Below are 16972 nucleotides of genomic sequence, written 5' to 3'. Positions count from 1 at the left end.
CCCCCGGCCACCACCGCCCCACCGGCGACCACCCCGCCCCCGGTGGAGACCCCGGCCACGCCGACCGACGTCGTCCCCCCGGCCCCGGTGGACGACGACGCGGACGACGACGACGCTGACGACGACGGGGACGATGCGGACACCGACGACGTTGACGACGACGGTGAGGACTGACCGCGGCAGCCGGGGCCGGCGACGGTGGGTGCCCCGTGCTGCCCGCACCCGGATCATCGGCTGGGTCCTCCTGCTGGTCCTGCTCTCCCTGGCCACGGTCACGCTGCTCACCTGGCGGCTGCTGGTCCGCGAGGCCGACGACCGGATGACGTCCTCGCTGCGCGCGGAGATCACCGAGTTCCGGGCGCTGGTCGACAACGGCCTGGACCCCAGCACCGGACAGCCCTTCGCCTCGGTCGCCGACGTCCTGCAGGCCGTCCTCACCTACAACCAGGCCCGGCCCAACGAGAAGTTCCTCGGCTACGTCGACGGCGGCTACCGCTTCCAGAGCCGCATCGAGGCCCCCGTGCTGCTGTCCCAGGACGCCGCGTTCACCGCGCTCGTCGGGTCGGTCACCGAGACCCGCACCGGCAGCTACGCCTCCGGGGCCGGCGAGGTGCTCTACATCGCGGTGCCGGTCAGCCTGGCAGGCGACCCGAGCACCGGCGTCGTCGTCGCCGCGTTCTTCGCCGACGAGGAACGGCAGCCCGCCGACCGGACCGCCCAGCTGATGCTGCTCGTCGGCGGTCTCACCTCGCTGGCCGCCGCCGGCGGCGCCTGGGTCGTCGCCGGCCGCATCCTGCGTCCGGTCCGGGACGTCGCCGCCACCGCACAGGGCATCACCGAGACCGACCTGTCCGGGCGCATCGAGGTGCCCGAGGGCCCCGGCGACGAGCTCGCCGACCTCGCGCACTCGGTGAACGCGATGCTCGACCGGGTCGAGAACGGCGTCGCCGCCCAGCGCCGGTTCCTCGACGACGCCGGGCACGAGCTGCGCACCCCGATCACCATCGTCCGCGGCCACCTCGAGGTGCTCGACCCCGCCGACGCCGCCGACGTCCGGGAGACCGTGGCCCTCGTCGACGACGAGCTGGACCGGATGAACCGGATCGTGTCCGACCTGCTGCTGCTGGCCCGGGCCGAGCAGCCCGCCTTCGTCCGCCCGCAGCCCGTCGACGTGGGGGCGCTGACCGTGGACGTCGTGGACAAGGTCCGCAAGCTCGGCGACCGGCAGTGGGTGCTGGAGACCGTCGCCGACGCCGACGTGCTGCTGGACCCCCAGCGCGTCACCCAGGCCGTGGTGGCGCTCGCCGACAACGCCGTGCACGTCACCGAGCCCGGCGACCGGATCGGCATCGGCAGCCGGCTCACCGGCGACGAGCTGCGCATCTGGGTCGCCGACACCGGCCCCGGCGTCGCCGAGGAGGACCGCGAACGGGTCTTCCAGCGCTTCAGCCGCGGCCAGGCCGGGGCGCGCCGCACCGACGGTGCCGGGCTGGGGCTGTCGATCGTCACCGCCATCGCCGTCGCGCACGGCGGCCGGGTCGCGCTGGACAGCGTGCCCGGCCGCGGCGCCACCTTCACCCTGGTGTTGCCCGCGCAGCTGGCACCGCCGTCCCCCGACGTCGCCACGCCCGACGGCACCGTCGACGACTCCTCGCGCACCGCCGACGTCCCCGAACCCGCTGGAGGCCACCCGTGAGCCGCGTGCTGATCGCCGAGGACGAGCCGAGGATCGCCTCCTTCGTCCGCAAGGGCCTGGAGGCCAACGGCTTCAGCGTCACCGTCGTCGGTGACGGGCTGGCCGCCCGGGACGCCGCCCGCAGCGGCGAGCACGACCTGATGGTGCTCGACATCGGGCTGCCGGTGCTGGACGGGTTCGCCGTCCTCAAGGCCCTGCGCGCCGAGCGCTGCACCATCCCGGTCATCGTGCTCACCGCCCGGGACTCCGTCACCGACACCGTCGCCGGCCTCGAGGGCGGCGCCGACGACTACATGCCCAAGCCCTTCCGGTTCGAGGAGCTGCTGGCCCGGGTGCGGCTGCGGCTGGCCCCGGACCGGGCCGGCGGGGAGGTCACCGTGCTCACCGCGGGCGACCTGTCACTGGACCTGCGCACCCGCCGGGCCGACGTCGGCGGCCGGCTGGTGGACCTGTCCGCCCGGGAGTTCGCCCTCACCGAGACCTTCCTGCGGCACCCCGGCCAGGTGCTGGCCCGCGAGCAGCTGCTCTCCCACGTCTGGGGCTACGATTTCGACCCCGGCTCCAACGTGGTGGACGTCTACGTCCGGTACCTGCGCAAGAAGCTGGGCGCCGACCGGATCGAGACCGTCCGCGGCATGGGCTACCGCCTGGCGGTCTGACCCCGCCCTGCGCCACGTCCGCGTCGACCCCTGCAGGACGACGACGCCGACACGCCCTGGGACGGCGTGTCGGCGTTGCGGTCCTGCGGTCTCGGCGCCGCGGGGCGGGCCGGGGGAGGTCAGTCGTCGGGCGTGGTGTCGTCCGGGGTGGTGTCGTCGGGCGTCGCGGTGTCGGGCGTCGCGTCGTCCGGGGTCGCGTCGTCGGGGGTCGCGTCGTCGGGGGTGGCGTCGTCCGGGGTCGCGGTGTCGGGCGTCGCGTCGTCCGGGGTGCTGTCGGGCGTGGTGTCGGGCGTGGTGTCGGGCGTGGCGTCGGGGGTCGCGTCGCCGGGGGTGTCGTCGCCGTCGACGGCGGTCACCGAGGTGGCGGGGGCGCTGGTGGTGTCGTCGTCGGCGGTGGCGACGCCGGCACCGGCGATGCCGAGGCCGGTGAGGGCGACGCCGAAGGTGACGGTCTTCCAGGTGGCGGGGCGGTTCACGGTGGTCCTCCTCGGTCGGTTCGTGCTGTCAGGGACCACTGTGTCCGCGGCGGGTGAGCCCACCGGGAGAGCGCGATGAGCGGTCTCTCATCCGGCGAGCAGGGCCTCGGCCAGCGCCAGCCGGGCCTCCGTGCGGCGCGGCCAGCCGGCCTGCTGCACCCGGAACGGGCCGGTGGCCAGGCCCAGCACGACCGCGGCCACGCGGGGGGCCAGCTGCGCGGCGGGCACCGGCAGCCGGGCGGTCACCTCGGCGTACGCGGCGTGCGCGCCGGAGACGGCCAGGTGGCCCAGCAGGTTCGCCCAGTCGTCCACCCGGTGCCCGGCCCCGGCGCCGTCGACGTCCAGCAGCCCGGTGACGGCGTCCCCGGTGAGCAGCAGCTGCGCCTCGTACAGGTCCCCGTGCACCGGGACGACGGGGTGCTCGCCGACCTCGGTGTCGGCCAGCGTCCGCGCCAGCCGGTCCAGCCGGGGTCGCAGGTGCGGCGTCACCAGGCCCAGCACGGTCGCGTGGCCGGCGGCCCGGTCCAGCGGTGTCCGCACCGGCGGCAGTCCGGCCAGCGCGGCGGGCAGGTCGTCGAGCACCCGGTCGACGGCGGCCCACGGCACCGGCCCGCCGAGCAGCTCGCGCAGCGGGGTGCCGGGCAGGGCGGGGAGCACGAGCACGCCGTCGTCGGTGGTGGCCAGCACCGGGGGAGCGGGCACCGCCCCGGCCAGCAGTGCGTGCCGTGTCGCCAGCGCCGGGGTCTGCGCCGGTGGCAGCACCTTGAGGAACCACCGGCCACCCGGTGCGGTGACCTCGACGACCGCGCGTCGGCCGGGCCGGTAGGCGCGCAGCCGCAGCACGGCGTCCTGCGCGGGCAGGCCCAGCGCGGGCAGTCGGCGGCGGACCGCGGCCGCGGAGGTGGCCCAGGCCAGGCCGGGCAGCGCCGGGTCGTGCGGCCAGCGCCACAGCCCCACCCGCACCGGGCCGTCGTCCCCCCCGCCCTCGACGACGGCGGCACCCTCGGGGACCCGGCTGCCGGTGGTGGCGGCCAGGGTGTCCCGGGCCGGGCGGCCCGCGGCGTCGACCAGGGCGGCGGCGTACTGCACGGTGGCGGCGCCGTCGGTGCGCAACGTGACCGAGGTGGCCCGCAGCGAGCGCAGCGTGGCACCGGTCGGGGCCAGCACCGCCGACCACAGGTCGACGGCGGCCTCGCCGAGCAGCAGCTGCAGCGAGTCCGGCCAGCGGTCGGCCAGCACCGGGGTGGCGGCCGGGGTGAGCAGGGAGGTGGTCACCGTCGGACGGTCCCGCCCGACGGTGACGCCCCCGTGAGGGGCGGATGAGAGCAGCCTCATCCGCCCCGGCTCAGCTGCGCATCGCGCCCAGGAAGCCGGCCATCTCCGACTGCAGCCGCTCGGCCATCCGGGACAGCCCGGTCTGGTCGCGCGGGCCGCCCAGGGAGGCCGAGCCGTCGACGGCGGCCACGATCCCGTCGACCAGCGCGGTCATCGCACCGACGGTGTCCCCGACGCCGGTCATCACCGCGGCGACGTCGTCGCAGGAGCGCTGGATGCCCTGCACCTGCTTGGCGACCTGCTCGGTGGCCCGGCCGGTCTGGTCGGCGAGGTCCTTGACCTCGCTGGCGACGACCGCGAAGCCGCGGCCGGCCTCGCCGGCGCGGGCGGCCTCGATGGTCGCGTTGAGCGCCAGCAACCGGGTCTGGGCGGCGACGGAGTCGATGAGCGCGATGACGGTCTGGATCTCCACCGAGGACCGGGTGAGCGAGCCCAGCGTCTCGCGGGCCGCGACGACCTCCGAGCTGGCGGCGTGGGCGGCGTCGGTCAGCCCGGACGCGGTGGCCGACAGCTCGGTGGAGGCGGTGGCCAGGCCCTCGCTGGTGGCCAGCGCGACCGTCTCGAACTCGTCGGCCAGCGCGAGGCGGTCGGTGGCCGCCGTCTCGACCCGGCCGGCGGTGGTGCGCATGGCGTCGCGGGCGTCGTTGATGGCCGTGGCGCTGCGCCGGAAGGCCCCTGGGAGCCCGGTGAGCAGCACCTTGCGGTGGAAGCGGCCCTCCGCGGCCGAGGTCAGTGCGGCGCTGGCCTCGCGGACGAAGGCGTCGGAGACGTCGAAGGCCCGGTTGGCGGCATCGCGCAGCGCCAGCAGCTCGGGGACGTCGTCGGAGCCCTCGACCGGGAGGCTGCGGGCCTCCAGGTCACCGCGGGCGACGGCGGCGCAGTCCTCGGTGAGGCGACGGACGAACGCCCGGTAGACGGCGAGCTCGGCGGCGTCGGAGGCCGAGTGGGAGCGGGATCGCAGTGCCACGTCAGTTCTCCTCGGACCCGATGACGGACCAGATCAGGTCCTCGTAGCTGCCGGCGCGTTCGGTGACCAGCTCGATGAACAGCGCCGAGGAGGCCGTGACCGCGGCGCGGGCGTTGGGGTGCCGTCGCTCCTCGGCGAGCAGGCGCTCGTAGAGCGGGCGGATCTGCTGCAGGGCGCGGGGCGAGGGGCGGCGCCGGTTGGAGTGGTAGCCGACGACCTGCCCGGAGGCGTCCCAGGAGGGCGTCACGTGCGCGAGGACCCAGTAGTTGGCGCCGTCGGCGGCCAGGTTGTTGATGTAGGCGAAGAGCTCCTGGCCGCGGCCGAGGGTGTCCCACAGCAGGGCGAAGACGGCGCGGGGCATCTCCGGGTGCCGGATGAGGCTGTGCGGCTGCCCGACCACCTCGTCCAGGGAGTAGGCGCCGACCCGCAGGAAGACGTCGTTGGCGTAGGTGATGACCCCGCGCCGGTCGGTCTTGGAGACGATGAGCTCGTCGGCGGAGAACGTCCGCTCCACCCCGGTGGGTCGGATGGCGGGCCGCGTGCGCCGCTCGGTCGGGGGTGCCTCGAGAGTGCTCGGCATCGGGGAGACTTCCGTCCGTTGGTGTGCTGGAACCCTCGTGGTCGGAACGTGGCGCCAGGACTTGAGTCGAGATCTGTAGGGTCCGCGCCATGCTGCTGTCCGACCGCGACATCACCGCCGCGATCGCCGAGGGCCGGGTGGGCATCGAGCCCCACGACCCCGGGTTGATCCAGCCCTCGAGCATCGACGTCCGGCTGGACAGGTTCTTCCGGGTCTTCAACAACGCCCGGTACACCCACATCGACCCGGCCCGGCAGCAGGACGACCTGACCACCCTGGTGGAGCCGGCCGAGGGCGAGCCGTTCGTGCTGCACCCGGGGGAGTTCGTGCTGGGCTCGACCCTCGAGGTCGTCTCGCTGCCCGACGACCTGGCCGCCCGCCTGGAGGGCAAGTCCTCCCTGGGCCGACTGGGACTGCTCACCCACTCCACGGCCGGCTTCGTCGACCCCGGGTTCTCCGGCTCCATCACCCTGGAGCTGTCCAACGTGGCGAACCTGCCGATCACGCTGTGGCCGGGGATGAAGATCGGCCAGCTGTGCCTGTTCCGGCTCAGCAGCCCCTCCGAGCACCCCTACGGCAGCTCGGTCTACGGCTCCCGCTACCAGGACCAGCGCGGTCCGACGCCGTCCCGCTCGTACCGCTCCTTCAGCGTCGCGGACACCCACGTCCGCGACTGACCGCACGGAGTGGGAGGGGCGCGGGATCCGCGCCGTGGCACTCCGTCAGCTGCGCGGCACGGCCACCGGGGACTCGACGCCGGCGGCCTCCACCCCGGGCTCCCCGGTCGGCGGGCCCACCCGCAGGCCGGGCACCTCGTCGTCCACCTGCCGGTCGGCGCAGACCAGCCAGCCGGTGACGAACAGCCCGGCGACGCCGGCGTAGACCAGCACGAACATGCCGGTGTAGCCGCCGGTGAGACCGCGCAGCAGGCCGACCAGCAGCGGGCCCACGGCGGCGATCGAGTAGCCCCAGCCCTGCACGACGGTCGACAGCGCGTTCACCGTCTCCGGCGTCCGGGCGCGCAGGCCGATCAGCGACAGCACCATCGCGAACGTGCCCATGCCGATGCCGAGCATCGACATCCACAGCCAGGTGAGGGTCAGCGGCGCCAGCAGCAGCCCGGTCCAGCCCACCAGGTAGCAGGCCATGAAGCCGACCAGCATGGGCCGCTGCCAGGACTGCCGGACCGCTCCCGAGGGCACCAGCGCGTTGAGCGGGATGACGATCAGCGCGTTGACCCCGACCAGCACCCCGGCCGCCGCGGCGGACATGCCCTCGTCGCGCAGGTACTGCGCCGTCCAGCCGACGATCACGTAGGCCTGCATCGCCTGCAGGCCGAAGAACACGGCCATCTGCCAGGCCAGCGAGCTGCGCACCAGCACCCGCAGCCGGACGGCGGACCGCGGCGTGCCCGTCCCGGCCGACCGGCGCGGCACCAGCAGCCACGGCGCCACCGCCAGCAGCGCGAAGACCGCCCAGACCCCCAGTGCCCAGCGCCAGCCGTCGGTGCCCACGGCCGCCGCGATCGGGGCGGTCGAGACGCTGGCGACGGCGCCGCCGATGGCCATGGTCGTGCTGTAGGCGCCCACCAGCAGCCCGGTGCGGTGCGGGAACCAGTGCTTGACGATGCCCGGCAGCAGCACGTTGCCCAGCGCGCCGCCGACCATCGTGGCCACCGTGCCCAGCAGGAAGAGCCAGAACGACGGTGCCGCGGCCCGGCCGATGACGCCCAGCGCCATCACCAGCAGCGCGGCGGCCAGCACGTGGCCGTCCCGGAACCGGGCGGCCAGCGGGGGCCCGGCGAAGCCGATGAGCGCGAAGCACAGCAGCGGCATCGTGGTGATCAGCCCGGCGGCGCCGGAGGAGATGCCCAGGCCGCGCTCGATCTCCTGCAGCACCGGGCCGACGCCGTTGACCGCCGTCCGCAGGTTGAAGCCGGTGAGCACGATCGCCACCGCGACGAGCACCAGCCCCCGACGGGGGGCCCCGGCGGGGGCTGGTGCGGAGTCCTGAGTCGTGCTCACGGTCTTGCTCACAGGGTGCATGGTCCACCCGGCCCGGAGGGGCCCGGCAGGAGGGTCAGCTGCGGCTGAACGCCGCGTCGAACGCCGCCGAGGGCGGGTCGAACGCCAGGTTGCGGACGAACGCCAGTGCCTCGGGGGCGCCGACCAGGCGGTCCATCCCGGCGTCCTCCCACTCGACGGAGATCGGGCCGTCGTAGCCGATCGTGTTCAGCATCCGGAAGCACGCCTCCCACGGGACGTCGCCGTGCCCGGTGGAGACGAAGTCCCAGCCGCGCCGCGGGTCGGCCCAGGGCAGGTGCGAGCCCATCCGGCCGTTGCGGCCGTTGCCGACCTGCTTCTTCGCGTCCTTGCAGTCCACGTGGTAGATCCGGTCCTTGAAGTCCCAGAGGAACCCGACCGGGTCCAGGTCCTGCCACACGAAGTGGCTGGGGTCCCAGTTCAGCCCGAAGGCCTCCCGGTGCCCGATGGCCTCCAGCGCCCGGACCGTCGTCCAGTAGTCGTAGGCGATCTCCGAGGGGTGCACCTCGTGGGCGAACCGGACGCCGGCGGCGTCGAACTCGTCCAGCACGGGGTTCCACCGGTCGGCGAAGTCCTGGTATCCGGCGTCGATCATCGACGCGGGCACCGGCGGGAACATCGCCACGGTCTTCCAGATGGAGGACCCGGTGAAGCCGACGACGGTGGACACGCCCAGCGCCCGCGCGGCGTGCGCGGTCGCCTTCATCTCCTCGGCGGCCCGGCGGCGGACGCCCTCGGGGTCGCCGTCACCCCAGACCCGCGGGTCGACCATGTCGGCGTGCCGCTCGTCGATCGGGTCGTCGCAGACGGCCTGGCCGTTGAGGTGGTTGCTGATCGCGAAGACCGACAGGCCGTGCTGCTCCAGCAGGTCCTTCTTGGCCTGCAGGTAGGCGTCGTCCTCGGTGGCGCGGACGACGTCGAGGTGGTCGCCCCAGCAGGCGATCTCCAGGCCGTCGTAACCCCACCCGGAGGCCAGTCGGCACACCTCCTCGAAGGGCAGGTCGGCCCACTGGCCGGTGAACAGGGTGACGGGGCGGGGCATCGGGCTCTCGCTCTCTACAGGGCTGTCTAGAGGGGGACGGGGGTCCAGGTGGACCGGTCGGCGGCGCTGCGCTGGACGGCGTCCAGCACCCGCTGCACGGCCAACCCGTCGGCGAAGGACGGCGTGGGCTGCTCGCCCGCGGCCAGCGCGCCGACCAGGTCGACCACCTGGTGGGTGAAGGCGTGCTCGTAACCCAGACCGTGCCCGGCCGGCCACCAGGCGCCGACGTGGGGGTGGCCGGGCTCGGTGACCAGGATCCGCCGGAAGCCGGCGGTCGTGTCGGGCTCGGCGCCGTCGAAGAACTCCAGGACGTTCATGTCCTCGAAGTCGAAGGCCAGGCTGCCCAGGGAGCCGTTGACCTCGATCCGGATGGCGTTCTTGCGGCCCAGGGCGAAGCGGGTGGCCTCGAAGGTGGCCAGCCCGCCGCCGGAGAACCGGGCCAGGAAGACCGCGGCGTCGTCCACGGTGACCGTGCCGGTGCCCTCGCCGGCCGTGCCGGCCAGCGACCCGCCGGCAGCTGCCAGCGGGCGCTCCTTGACGAAGGTCTCCAGCGCGGCGCTGACGCCGGTGACGACCTCGCCGGTGATGTGCTGGGTCAGGTCGACCACGTGCGCGCCGATGTCGCCCAGCGCGCCGGAACCGGCCTTGTCGGCCTCCAGCCGCCAGGACATCGGGGCGGCCGGGTCGGCGATCCAGTCCTGCAGGTAGGCGGCCCGGACGTGCCGGACCTCGCCGATCCGGCCCTCGGCCACCAGCTGGCGGGCCAGTGCGACGGCCGGGACCCGCCGGTAGGTGAAGCCGACCATCGCCGACACGCCGCGCTCGGCGGCGCGCCCGGCGGCCGCGGTCATCGCCTCGGCCTCGGCCACGGAGTTGGCCAGCGGCTTCTCGCACAGCACGTGCTTGCCGGCCTCCAGCGCCGCGATCGCGATCTCGGCGTGGGTGTCGCCGGGGGTGCAGACGTCGACCAGGTCGACGTCGGGGCTCTGCACGGCGGCCTGCCAGTCGGTGCTGGTGGCCGCCCAGCCGAGGCGGTCGGCGGCGGCCGCGGTGCGCTCGGCGTCCCGGCCGACCAGCAGGGACATCTCCGGGCGCAGCGGCAGGTCGAAGAAACGGGGGGCGGTGCGCCAGGCCTGCGAGTGGGCGGCGCCCATGAAGGCGTGGCCGACCATCGCGACACGCAGGGGGGTGCTCATCTCGGTCCTCTCCTCAGGGGGTGCCGGGGTGCGCGGGGGAGACCCGCGCACCCCGGCGGCGGCTCAGGACTCGAACGCGCTGTCGATGTACTGGTCGACGTTGTCCGCGGTGACGACGGGGGCCGACAGGGTGATCTGGCGGGGCACCTCGACGTCGATCAGGTCCGAGAGGGCCTTGCCCTGGGCGACGAGCCGGGCCAGCCGGACGCCGTCCGCGGCCTGGCTGGCCGGGTAGATGACGGTGGCCTGCAGGACCGAGTCGCCGGCCTGGATGTCGCGCATCGCGTTGGCCGACCCGGCACCACCGACCATGAAGAACTCGTCACGGCCGGCGTTGTCGATGGCGGCCAGGACGCCGATGCCCTGGTCGTCGTCGTGGTTCCACAGGGCGTCGATCTGCGGGGCGGCCTGCAGCAGGTTCGCCGTGACCTCCTCGCCGGACTCCACGGTGAACTCCGCGGCGACCCGGTTGTCGACGTCCAGGCCGCAGTCGGCGAGGGCGTCGGAGAAGCCCTGGCTGCGCTCCTGGGTCAGCGGCAGCGAGTCGATGCCGGCGACCTCGGCGACGACGGCGTCGGGGGTGTCCTCCAGCTGGGAGCAGACGTACTGCCCGGCCGAGACGCCCATGCCGTAGTTGTCGCCCAGGATCGTGACGCGGGCGGCGTCCGGGTCGTCGAACTCGCGGTCGACGTTGATGACCGGGATGCCGGCCTGCATGGCCTCCAGCGCGATCGGGGTCATCGCGGCGCCGTCGAAGGGCAGCAGCACGATCGCGTCGACGCCGTCGTTGATGAAGGTCTCGACCTGGCTGATCTGGGCGGACACGTCGTTGGTGCCCTCGGCGACGATCAGCTCGACGTCGTCGTAGCCCTCGGCCTCGGCGCGGGCGGCCTCGGTGATCTGGGCCATCCAGCCGTGGTCGGCGGCCGGCGCGGAGAAGCCGATGGTGACGGTGTCACCGGTGTCGTCGTTGGAGCTGGCGGCGTTGTTCCCGCCGCCGCCGGAGCTGCTGGCCTCGGGGGTGTTGCCGGTGCAGCCGGCGACCAGGGCGCCGGCGCCGACCAGGGCGACGGCGGTGGTCAGCAGGCGGCGCTGCCTCGTTGCAGACATGGGGTTCTCCTCGCGGGGTCGCCGAACGGCGCGGTGCCGGTCGATCGGGGTGGTGGGTGGTGCGGGACGAGCTGGGGGAGCTGGTCAGGAGGCGGTGCTCAGGGGACGGTGCTGGTCAGGGGGCCGTGCTGGTCAGGGGGCGGGGACGCCGGGGCTCGCGCCGGCCGGGGCCCCCTCGGCGGCGGTCGGCGGCAGGGCCTTGCCGGACCGCTTCTGCCGGCGGCCCGCGGCGACCCGCTGCTGCAGCAGGACGGCGGCGACGATGATCACGCCCTTGGCGACCGCCTGCGAGGAGCTGGACAGGTTGTTCAGCGTGAAGACGTTGCTCAGCGTGGTGAAGATCAGCACGCCCAGGACGGTGCCGACGATCGTGCCGCGGCCACCGACCAGGAGCGTCCCGCCGATGACGACGGCGGCGATCGCGTCCAGCTCCAGCAGCGTGCCGTGCGTGGAGCTGCCGGTCGTGGTGCGCGCCATCAGCATCACCGCGGCGATGCCGCAGGTGACCCCGGACAGGACGTACAGGGCCACGGTGTGCCGCTGCACCCGGATGCCGGCCAGCCGGGCGGCCTCGGCGTTGCCGCCGACGGCGAACGTGCGGCGCCCGAAGGTGGTGCGGTTGAGCAGCACCCACCCGGCGACGGCGACCACCGCGAAGATCCACACCAGCATCGGGATGCCCAGCGGCGAGGCGCCGAAGAAGGACAGGAACGACTCGTCCCGGACGGTCTGGGTGCGCCGGTTGGCGATGATCTCGGCCAGGCCGCGGGCGGCGGCGAGCATGGCCAGGGTGGCGATGAAGGCCACGAGCTTCCCGTAGGCGATCACCACCCCGTTGACCAGGCCGGCCACCGCGCCGACCAGCACCGCCGTCCCGACCATGACGATCCAGTGCGTGTCGGCGGCCATCGCCTGGGTGGCCAGGGTGGTGGCCCAGACCGAGGACAGCGCGACCAGCGCGCCGACGGACAGGTCGATGCCGCCGCCGATGATCACGAAGGTCATGCCGATGCTGACGACGCCGACGACGGCGGCCAGCCGCAGGATGGTCACCACGTTGTCGGTGCTGGCGAACCGGTCGCCGGCGGTGACGATCCCGACGATGCAGAGCAGGGCGAACGCGACGACGAGGCCCATGTTGCGCCCGACCGAGCCCGACAGGAAGCCCCCGCCGGAGCTGCCCCGGGTGCTCGGGGGCGGCCCGGGCCGGTCGGAGGCCGGGCTCGCGCCGGCCGCGGTGGTGGTGGAGGTCTGCTCGGTCATGCCACGTGCCCCTCGGTGGTGTGGGTGGCCCCGCTGGGGAGGCCCTGCATCACCAGGTCCAGGACCCGGTGTTCGTCCAGTGCGGTGGCCGGCTCGTCGGCCATGACGCGGCCGTCGGCCAACACGAGGACCCGGTCGGCGAGGCCCAGGACCTCGGGGATCTCGCTGCTGACCACGACCACGGCCACCCCGCGGTCGGCCAGGGCGCGGACCAGCGCGTAGATCTCCGACCGGGCCCCCACGTCGACCCCGCGGGTGGGCTCGTCCAGCAGCAGCACCCGGCAGTCCCGCAGCAGCCAGCGGGCCAGCACGACCTTCTGCTGGTTGCCGCCGGACAGGGTGCGGACCTCGCGGTCCACGTCGACCGGGCGCAGGTCCAGTGCCTCGGTCTGCTCGATGGCCGCGGCCTTCTCGGCCCGCACGGACAGGAAGCCGGCCCGGGAGAAGCGGGCCAGGCTGGACAGGGTGATGTTGCGGTAGATGGGGTCGCCCAGCAGCAGCGCCTGGCTCTTGCGCTCCTCGGGGGCCAGGCCCACGCCGGCGCCGACCGCGGCGGCGACGTCGCCGGCGCGCAGCTTGCGGCCGTCGACGCGGACCTCACCGGTGCTGGGCCGGCGGGCCCCGTAGACGGCTTCGAGCACCTCGGACCGGCCGGAGCCGACGAGCCCGGCCAGGCCCAGGATCTCCCCGGGAGCGACCGTGAAGGAGACGTCGGAGAACCGGCCCGGGACGCTGAGCCCGGTCACCTCGAGCACCGGGGCGGCGCTCGCGGCCGGCCGTTCGGTGCGCTGGGGGAAGACGTACTCGATGGTGCGGCCGGTCATCAGCGAGATGACCTCGCGGGTCGGGGTCTCCCGGGCGGGCAGGCCGGTCGCGACGGTGCGGCCGTCCTTGATGACGGTGATCCGGTCGCCGACCTGGCGGATCTCCTCCAGCCGGTGGGAGATGTACACGACGGCCACGCCGTGGGCGGTGAGGTCGCGGACGACGTCGAAGAGCCGCTCGACCTCCTCGTTGTCCAGCACCGCGGAGGGCTCGTCCATGACGATCAGCCGGGCGTCCTGGCTGAGCGCCCGGGCGATGCTGACCATCTGCTGGCTGGCCGCCGACAGGGCGCCGACCTCGGTGCCGGGCCGGATCTCCGGGTGGCCCAGCCGGGCCATGAGCTCGGCGGTTGCGCGCTGGTCGGCAGCCGGGCGGCTGAGGCCGAAGCGGGAGCGCTCCCGGCCCAGGAAGACGTTGTCGGCGACCGAGAGGCCGGCGACGAGGTCGAGCTCCTGGTAGATGGTGGCGATGCCCAGGCTCATCGCGGCCTGCGGGTCGCTGAGCCGGACCTGCTCGCCGCGCCAGCGGATCACGCCCTCGTCGGGCTGGTGCGCGCCGGCCAGGACCTTGATCAGGGTGGACTTGCCGGCCCCGTTCTGGCCCAGCAGGCAGTGCACCTCCCCGGCCCGGACGTCGAGGTCCACGCCGCCCAGGGCCCGCACCCCGGGGAAGGTCTTGACGATCCCCTGCATCTCCAGCAGGGGACCGCTCACGTCGGTCCCGGCCACATCGCCGCCCTCCTGACTTATGCTCACCACTGAGCATTAGTGCGTTGCGGCGTCAACCTATGGGGTTGTCAGAGGTGTGGTCAAGGTCGCTCGGCGTCGTTACCGAAACGCAACAGACACCGATGTGCACGGTGGTGCGTGAGAGGCCGCACGGCGCCTAGGAGGTGATGGCCTCGCGGACGGAGTCCTCGTCGAGGTAGCCCTCGATGGCCATCAGCGCGGCGCCCACGCGGCCCGACAGGTCCGGGGCGTCGCTCACCGAGATGTCCAGCGTGCGGGCGGCCAGCGGCATCGCCCGGGCGTAGACCGACTCCCGGATGCCCGACAGCAGCGGCAGGCCCGCCCGGGCCACCCCGCCGGTGACCACGATGCGGTGCGGGTTGAAGAAGTTGACCAGCGAGGCCAGCACGGTGCCGATGGTCCGGCCGGCGTCCCGCACCAGCTCCAGTGCCGCGCCGTCCCCGTGGGCGGCCAGCTCGACGACGTCCCGGGTGGTGGTCACCGGCAGTCCCGCCGCCAGCGCGTCGCGCAGCAGCGACGCCCCGCTGGCGAGCGCCTCCAGGCAGTTGGTGTTCCCGCAGCGGCACAGCACGCTGCGCCCGTCGGCGGCCGGGACGTGGATGTGCCCGATGTCCCCGGCGCTGCCCTGAGCCCCCCGGTAGACCCGGCCCTCGACGATGATCCCGCAGCCCACCCCGGTGCCGACCTTGACGACCAGCACGTCCTGCACCGACCCGCCGACGCCCATCTCGCCCAGTGCCATCACGTTCACGTCGTTGTCCACGAAGACCGGCGCGGCCCAACGGCCGAATGCGTCCGGGATCGGGTGGTCGTGCCAGCCAGGCATGATCGGCGGGTGCGAGGGCCGCCCGGTCGAGAACTCCACCGGCCCGGGGACGCCGACCCCCACCGAGCGGACGTCCTCGTCGCGCAGCCCGGCCTCGGTGAGCACCTCGCGGGCCAGCCGCTCGGCCTCGGCCAGCACCGCGGCCGGGCCCGCCGAGATGTCGATCGGGTGCCCCGCGGTGGCCAGCACCCGGGCCGACAGGTCGGTGACGGCGACGTCGACGCTGGTGACCCCCAGGTCGACGGCGAGCACGCAGCCGGCCTCGGCGTTGAACTGCAGCAGCGTCGGCGGTCGCCCGCCGGTGCTCCAGCCCCGCCCACCCTCGGCCAGCAGGTTCGCCGCGATCAGCTGGTCCACCCGGTTGCTGATCGTGTTCCGCGAGGCGCCGGTCAGCGCCACGAGCTCCGCGCGGCTCTTGGCCCGGCCGGTCCGGACGTGGTGCAGCAGGGCACCCGGGGTGGCCGACACCTGAGCCGGGACCTGGACCACGGGCGACATGGTGGCACGACCGGGTCCGCCCGGCCGTCGGGTCACCGGGGGGTGTCGAGGAGCCGGCGCGGCACGGCCCGCGGCACGCGCCGCCAGAACGCCTTGAGCACCAGCAGCGTCAGCACCGCCGCGAGCAGGATCCCGGCGACGTTGATCCCGAGCTGGAGCACCGACCGTGCCGAGTCCGCCCCGTCCCCGAACGCCACGCCCAGGGCGAAGGCTGCGGCCGCGGGCACCGTCGTCACCGAGATGAAGACGCCGACCAGGCTGGCCGACTTGGAGCTGGTCAGCGCCAGCATCCCGGCCACCCCGGCGATGAACGCGACCGGGAAGGACCACCGGTCGGGCCGGGTGATGAACCCGGTGGCCGGGCGCTCGGCGAGCAGGTCGCCCACGTCGGCCCAGCCCAGTCCCCGCAGTGCCAGGCAGAAGACGATCGTCAGCAGCGTGGCGACGGCGAAGCCGATCCCCAGTGCCTTGAGGGAGTGCCGGATGATCCCGCGGTGGCCGTGCACCAGGCCCAGCGCGATGCCGGCCAGCGGGCTGAACTCCGGGCCCATGACCATGCCGCCGATGAGCAGCACCGCCGAGTCGGTGACGATCGCCATCGCCGCGAGCAGCGTCGCGATCGTCAGGAACGCGCAGAACGTGAGGGTCAGCCGGGACTCCTCGTCGGCGGTGGCGACCACCTGGTCCCAGACCACCGCGTCCGCGCCGTCCCCGGGGGCGTCCCGGACCGACTGCTCGGTGGCCGCCGACAACGAGGTGTCCACGCTCTCGATGGCGATGCCGCCCTCGCGCTCCACCCCGTGCCGCTGCAGCTCGTCGACCAGGTGGTCCACGGACTCCCGGGCCACGTCGCACATCACCAGGTCGCCGGAGGGGCGGCGCACCACCCCCGGCAGGTGCACCAGGTGGGTGACGCCCACGTGGTCGGACAGCAGCGTCAGGACCTCGTCGGTCCGGTCGGTCGGGACGGTGATCCTCAGGTGGAGCAGCACGGGTGATCAGTACCAGGTCGCGGCACGGGGGTCGGTCCGCCGGGCGGGTGCTCGACCGGGTGCACCGCCGGGCGGGGCTACGGGGTGCCGGTGACCTGGACCGTGGTGGTGGCGACCGTGGTGGTGCTGCCGTCCCCGGCCAGCCGCAGCATCGCGATCTCGTGCGGCCCGTCACCGGCCGGGGCGGCGATGGCCAGGTCGGGGGACAGGCACTGCTGCAGCTCCAGCGCCGGGCCGGCCGGGGTCTGGGTGTAGCTGACCGTGGAGCCGGCGTCGCCGCGGACGGGGGTGCCGTCGACGGTGACCACGTAGGCGGCGTCGTCCGGGCCGGTGAGCCGGTACCGCAGCGTCTGCCCCGCGGTGACCTGGCTGGACTGCACCCCGATCGCGGGGGTGTCGCAGTCCGCGGTCAGCGGGACGGCGTCCGCGCCCCGTGAGCCGGCGAAGCCGAGGACGCCGAGCACCACGACGGCGACCGCGAGCCAGACCCAGTGGTTGCCGCGGCGGATGGTCGGCCGGTCGTCGGCGAGCACCCGCTCGTCGTTGACGTCGCGGGCGTAGTGCAGCGCCGAGCGACGGTTGCCCGCGGCGAGCTCGGGGTCCTCGCGCCCGCGCACCCCGCCGAAGATGAAGCTCACCGGCCCAGTGTCCCCTCCTCCGGACGCAGCAGAGCCCCGGGGACCGTGGTCCCCGGGGCTCTGCCGACGTGCGGTGGG

Annotated in this window: 16 protein-coding genes; 3 read left to right on the top strand and 13 right to left on the bottom strand. The window is 74.3% G+C overall.

Annotated features, from left to right (window positions below; all coding sequences use genetic code 11):
- Positions 1-202 precede the first annotated feature (202 nt).
- On the top strand, positions 203-1696 hold the full coding sequence (locus tag AC0IVP_RS10395; protein ID WP_235564993.1) for a sensor histidine kinase: 1494 nt from the start codon (positions 203-205) through the stop codon (positions 1694-1696).
- Positions 1693-2355: a response regulator transcription factor gene (locus AC0IVP_RS10390; RefSeq protein WP_056300479.1), complete on the top strand. Its 663-nt coding sequence runs from the start codon at positions 1693-1695 to the stop codon at positions 2353-2355. Before AC0IVP_RS10395 ends, AC0IVP_RS10390 begins: the two co-directional genes overlap by 4 nt.
- Before the next feature lie 119 nt (positions 2356-2474).
- Here AC0IVP_RS10390 and AC0IVP_RS10385 read toward each other — a convergent pair whose 3' ends face one another.
- From AC0IVP_RS10385 to AC0IVP_RS10370, 4 genes are all read right to left on the bottom strand, one after another.
- A complete protein-coding gene (locus tag AC0IVP_RS10385; RefSeq protein WP_471756416.1) occupies positions 2475-2831 on the bottom strand; it encodes a hypothetical protein in 357 nt (118 codons plus the stop codon).
- Positions 2832-2918: 87 nt separating this feature from the next.
- Positions 2919-4106, bottom strand: a complete 1188-nt coding sequence (locus tag AC0IVP_RS10380; protein WP_471756414.1) for a protein kinase family protein — start codon at positions 4104-4106, stop codon at positions 2919-2921.
- 70 nt (positions 4107-4176) lie between these two features.
- On the bottom strand, positions 4177-5133 hold the full coding sequence (locus tag AC0IVP_RS10375; RefSeq protein WP_056300470.1) for a methyl-accepting chemotaxis protein: 957 nt from the start codon (positions 5131-5133) through the stop codon (positions 4177-4179).
- Position 5134: 1 nt separating this feature from the next.
- Positions 5135-5713, bottom strand: a complete 579-nt coding sequence (locus AC0IVP_RS10370; RefSeq protein ID WP_471756412.1) for a PAS domain-containing protein — start codon at positions 5711-5713, stop codon at positions 5135-5137.
- A gap of 89 nt (positions 5714-5802) precedes the next feature.
- On the opposite strand from AC0IVP_RS10370, the gene dcd reads away from it, so the two are divergent.
- On the top strand, positions 5803-6390 hold the full coding sequence (gene dcd, locus AC0IVP_RS10365) for a dCTP deaminase (RefSeq protein WP_056300465.1): 588 nt from the start codon (positions 5803-5805) through the stop codon (positions 6388-6390).
- Between the two features lie 45 nt (positions 6391-6435).
- Here dcd and AC0IVP_RS10360 read toward each other — a convergent pair whose 3' ends face one another.
- The 9 genes from AC0IVP_RS10360 to AC0IVP_RS10320 form a co-directional block, all read right to left on the bottom strand.
- Positions 6436-7737 (bottom strand): CynX/NimT family MFS transporter, encoded by a 1302-nt coding sequence (locus tag AC0IVP_RS10360; protein ID WP_471756409.1) that lies wholly within the window; start codon positions 7735-7737, stop codon positions 6436-6438.
- Between the two features lie 55 nt (positions 7738-7792).
- Complete coding sequence (locus tag AC0IVP_RS10355) at positions 7793-8797, bottom strand: sugar phosphate isomerase/epimerase family protein (RefSeq protein WP_056300458.1); 1005 nt, start codon at positions 8795-8797, stop codon at positions 7793-7795.
- Positions 8798-8823: 26 nt separating this feature from the next.
- On the bottom strand, positions 8824-9993 hold the full coding sequence (locus AC0IVP_RS10350; RefSeq protein ID WP_471756407.1) for a Gfo/Idh/MocA family protein: 1170 nt from the start codon (positions 9991-9993) through the stop codon (positions 8824-8826).
- 63 nt (positions 9994-10056) lie between these two features.
- Positions 10057-11103 (bottom strand): substrate-binding domain-containing protein, encoded by a 1047-nt coding sequence (locus AC0IVP_RS10345; RefSeq protein WP_056300452.1) that lies wholly within the window; start codon positions 11101-11103, stop codon positions 10057-10059.
- A gap of 132 nt (positions 11104-11235) precedes the next feature.
- Entirely contained in the window at positions 11236-12366 is a 1131-nt protein-coding gene (locus tag AC0IVP_RS10340) for an ABC transporter permease (RefSeq protein ID WP_056300447.1), read from the bottom strand.
- Positions 12363-13904, bottom strand: a complete 1542-nt coding sequence (locus tag AC0IVP_RS10335; protein ID WP_471756405.1) for a sugar ABC transporter ATP-binding protein — start codon at positions 13902-13904, stop codon at positions 12363-12365. Before AC0IVP_RS10335 ends, AC0IVP_RS10340 begins: the two co-directional genes overlap by 4 nt.
- A gap of 172 nt (positions 13905-14076) precedes the next feature.
- Entirely contained in the window at positions 14077-15255 is a 1179-nt protein-coding gene (locus AC0IVP_RS10330) for an ROK family protein (RefSeq protein WP_471756403.1), read from the bottom strand.
- Positions 15256-15296: 41 nt separating this feature from the next.
- Positions 15297-16256 (bottom strand): DUF389 domain-containing protein, encoded by a 960-nt coding sequence (locus AC0IVP_RS10325; protein ID WP_471756401.1) that lies wholly within the window; start codon positions 16254-16256, stop codon positions 15297-15299.
- Positions 16257-16333: 77 nt separating this feature from the next.
- Positions 16334-16894: a hypothetical protein gene (locus AC0IVP_RS10320; RefSeq protein ID WP_471756399.1), complete on the bottom strand. Its 561-nt coding sequence runs from the start codon at positions 16892-16894 to the stop codon at positions 16334-16336.
- Positions 16895-16972 lie beyond the last annotated feature (78 nt).

The sequence above is a fragment of the Klenkia sp. AC732 genome (genome assembly GCF_979256525.1).
This window is presented reverse-complemented; position numbering and strand designations above follow the sequence as displayed.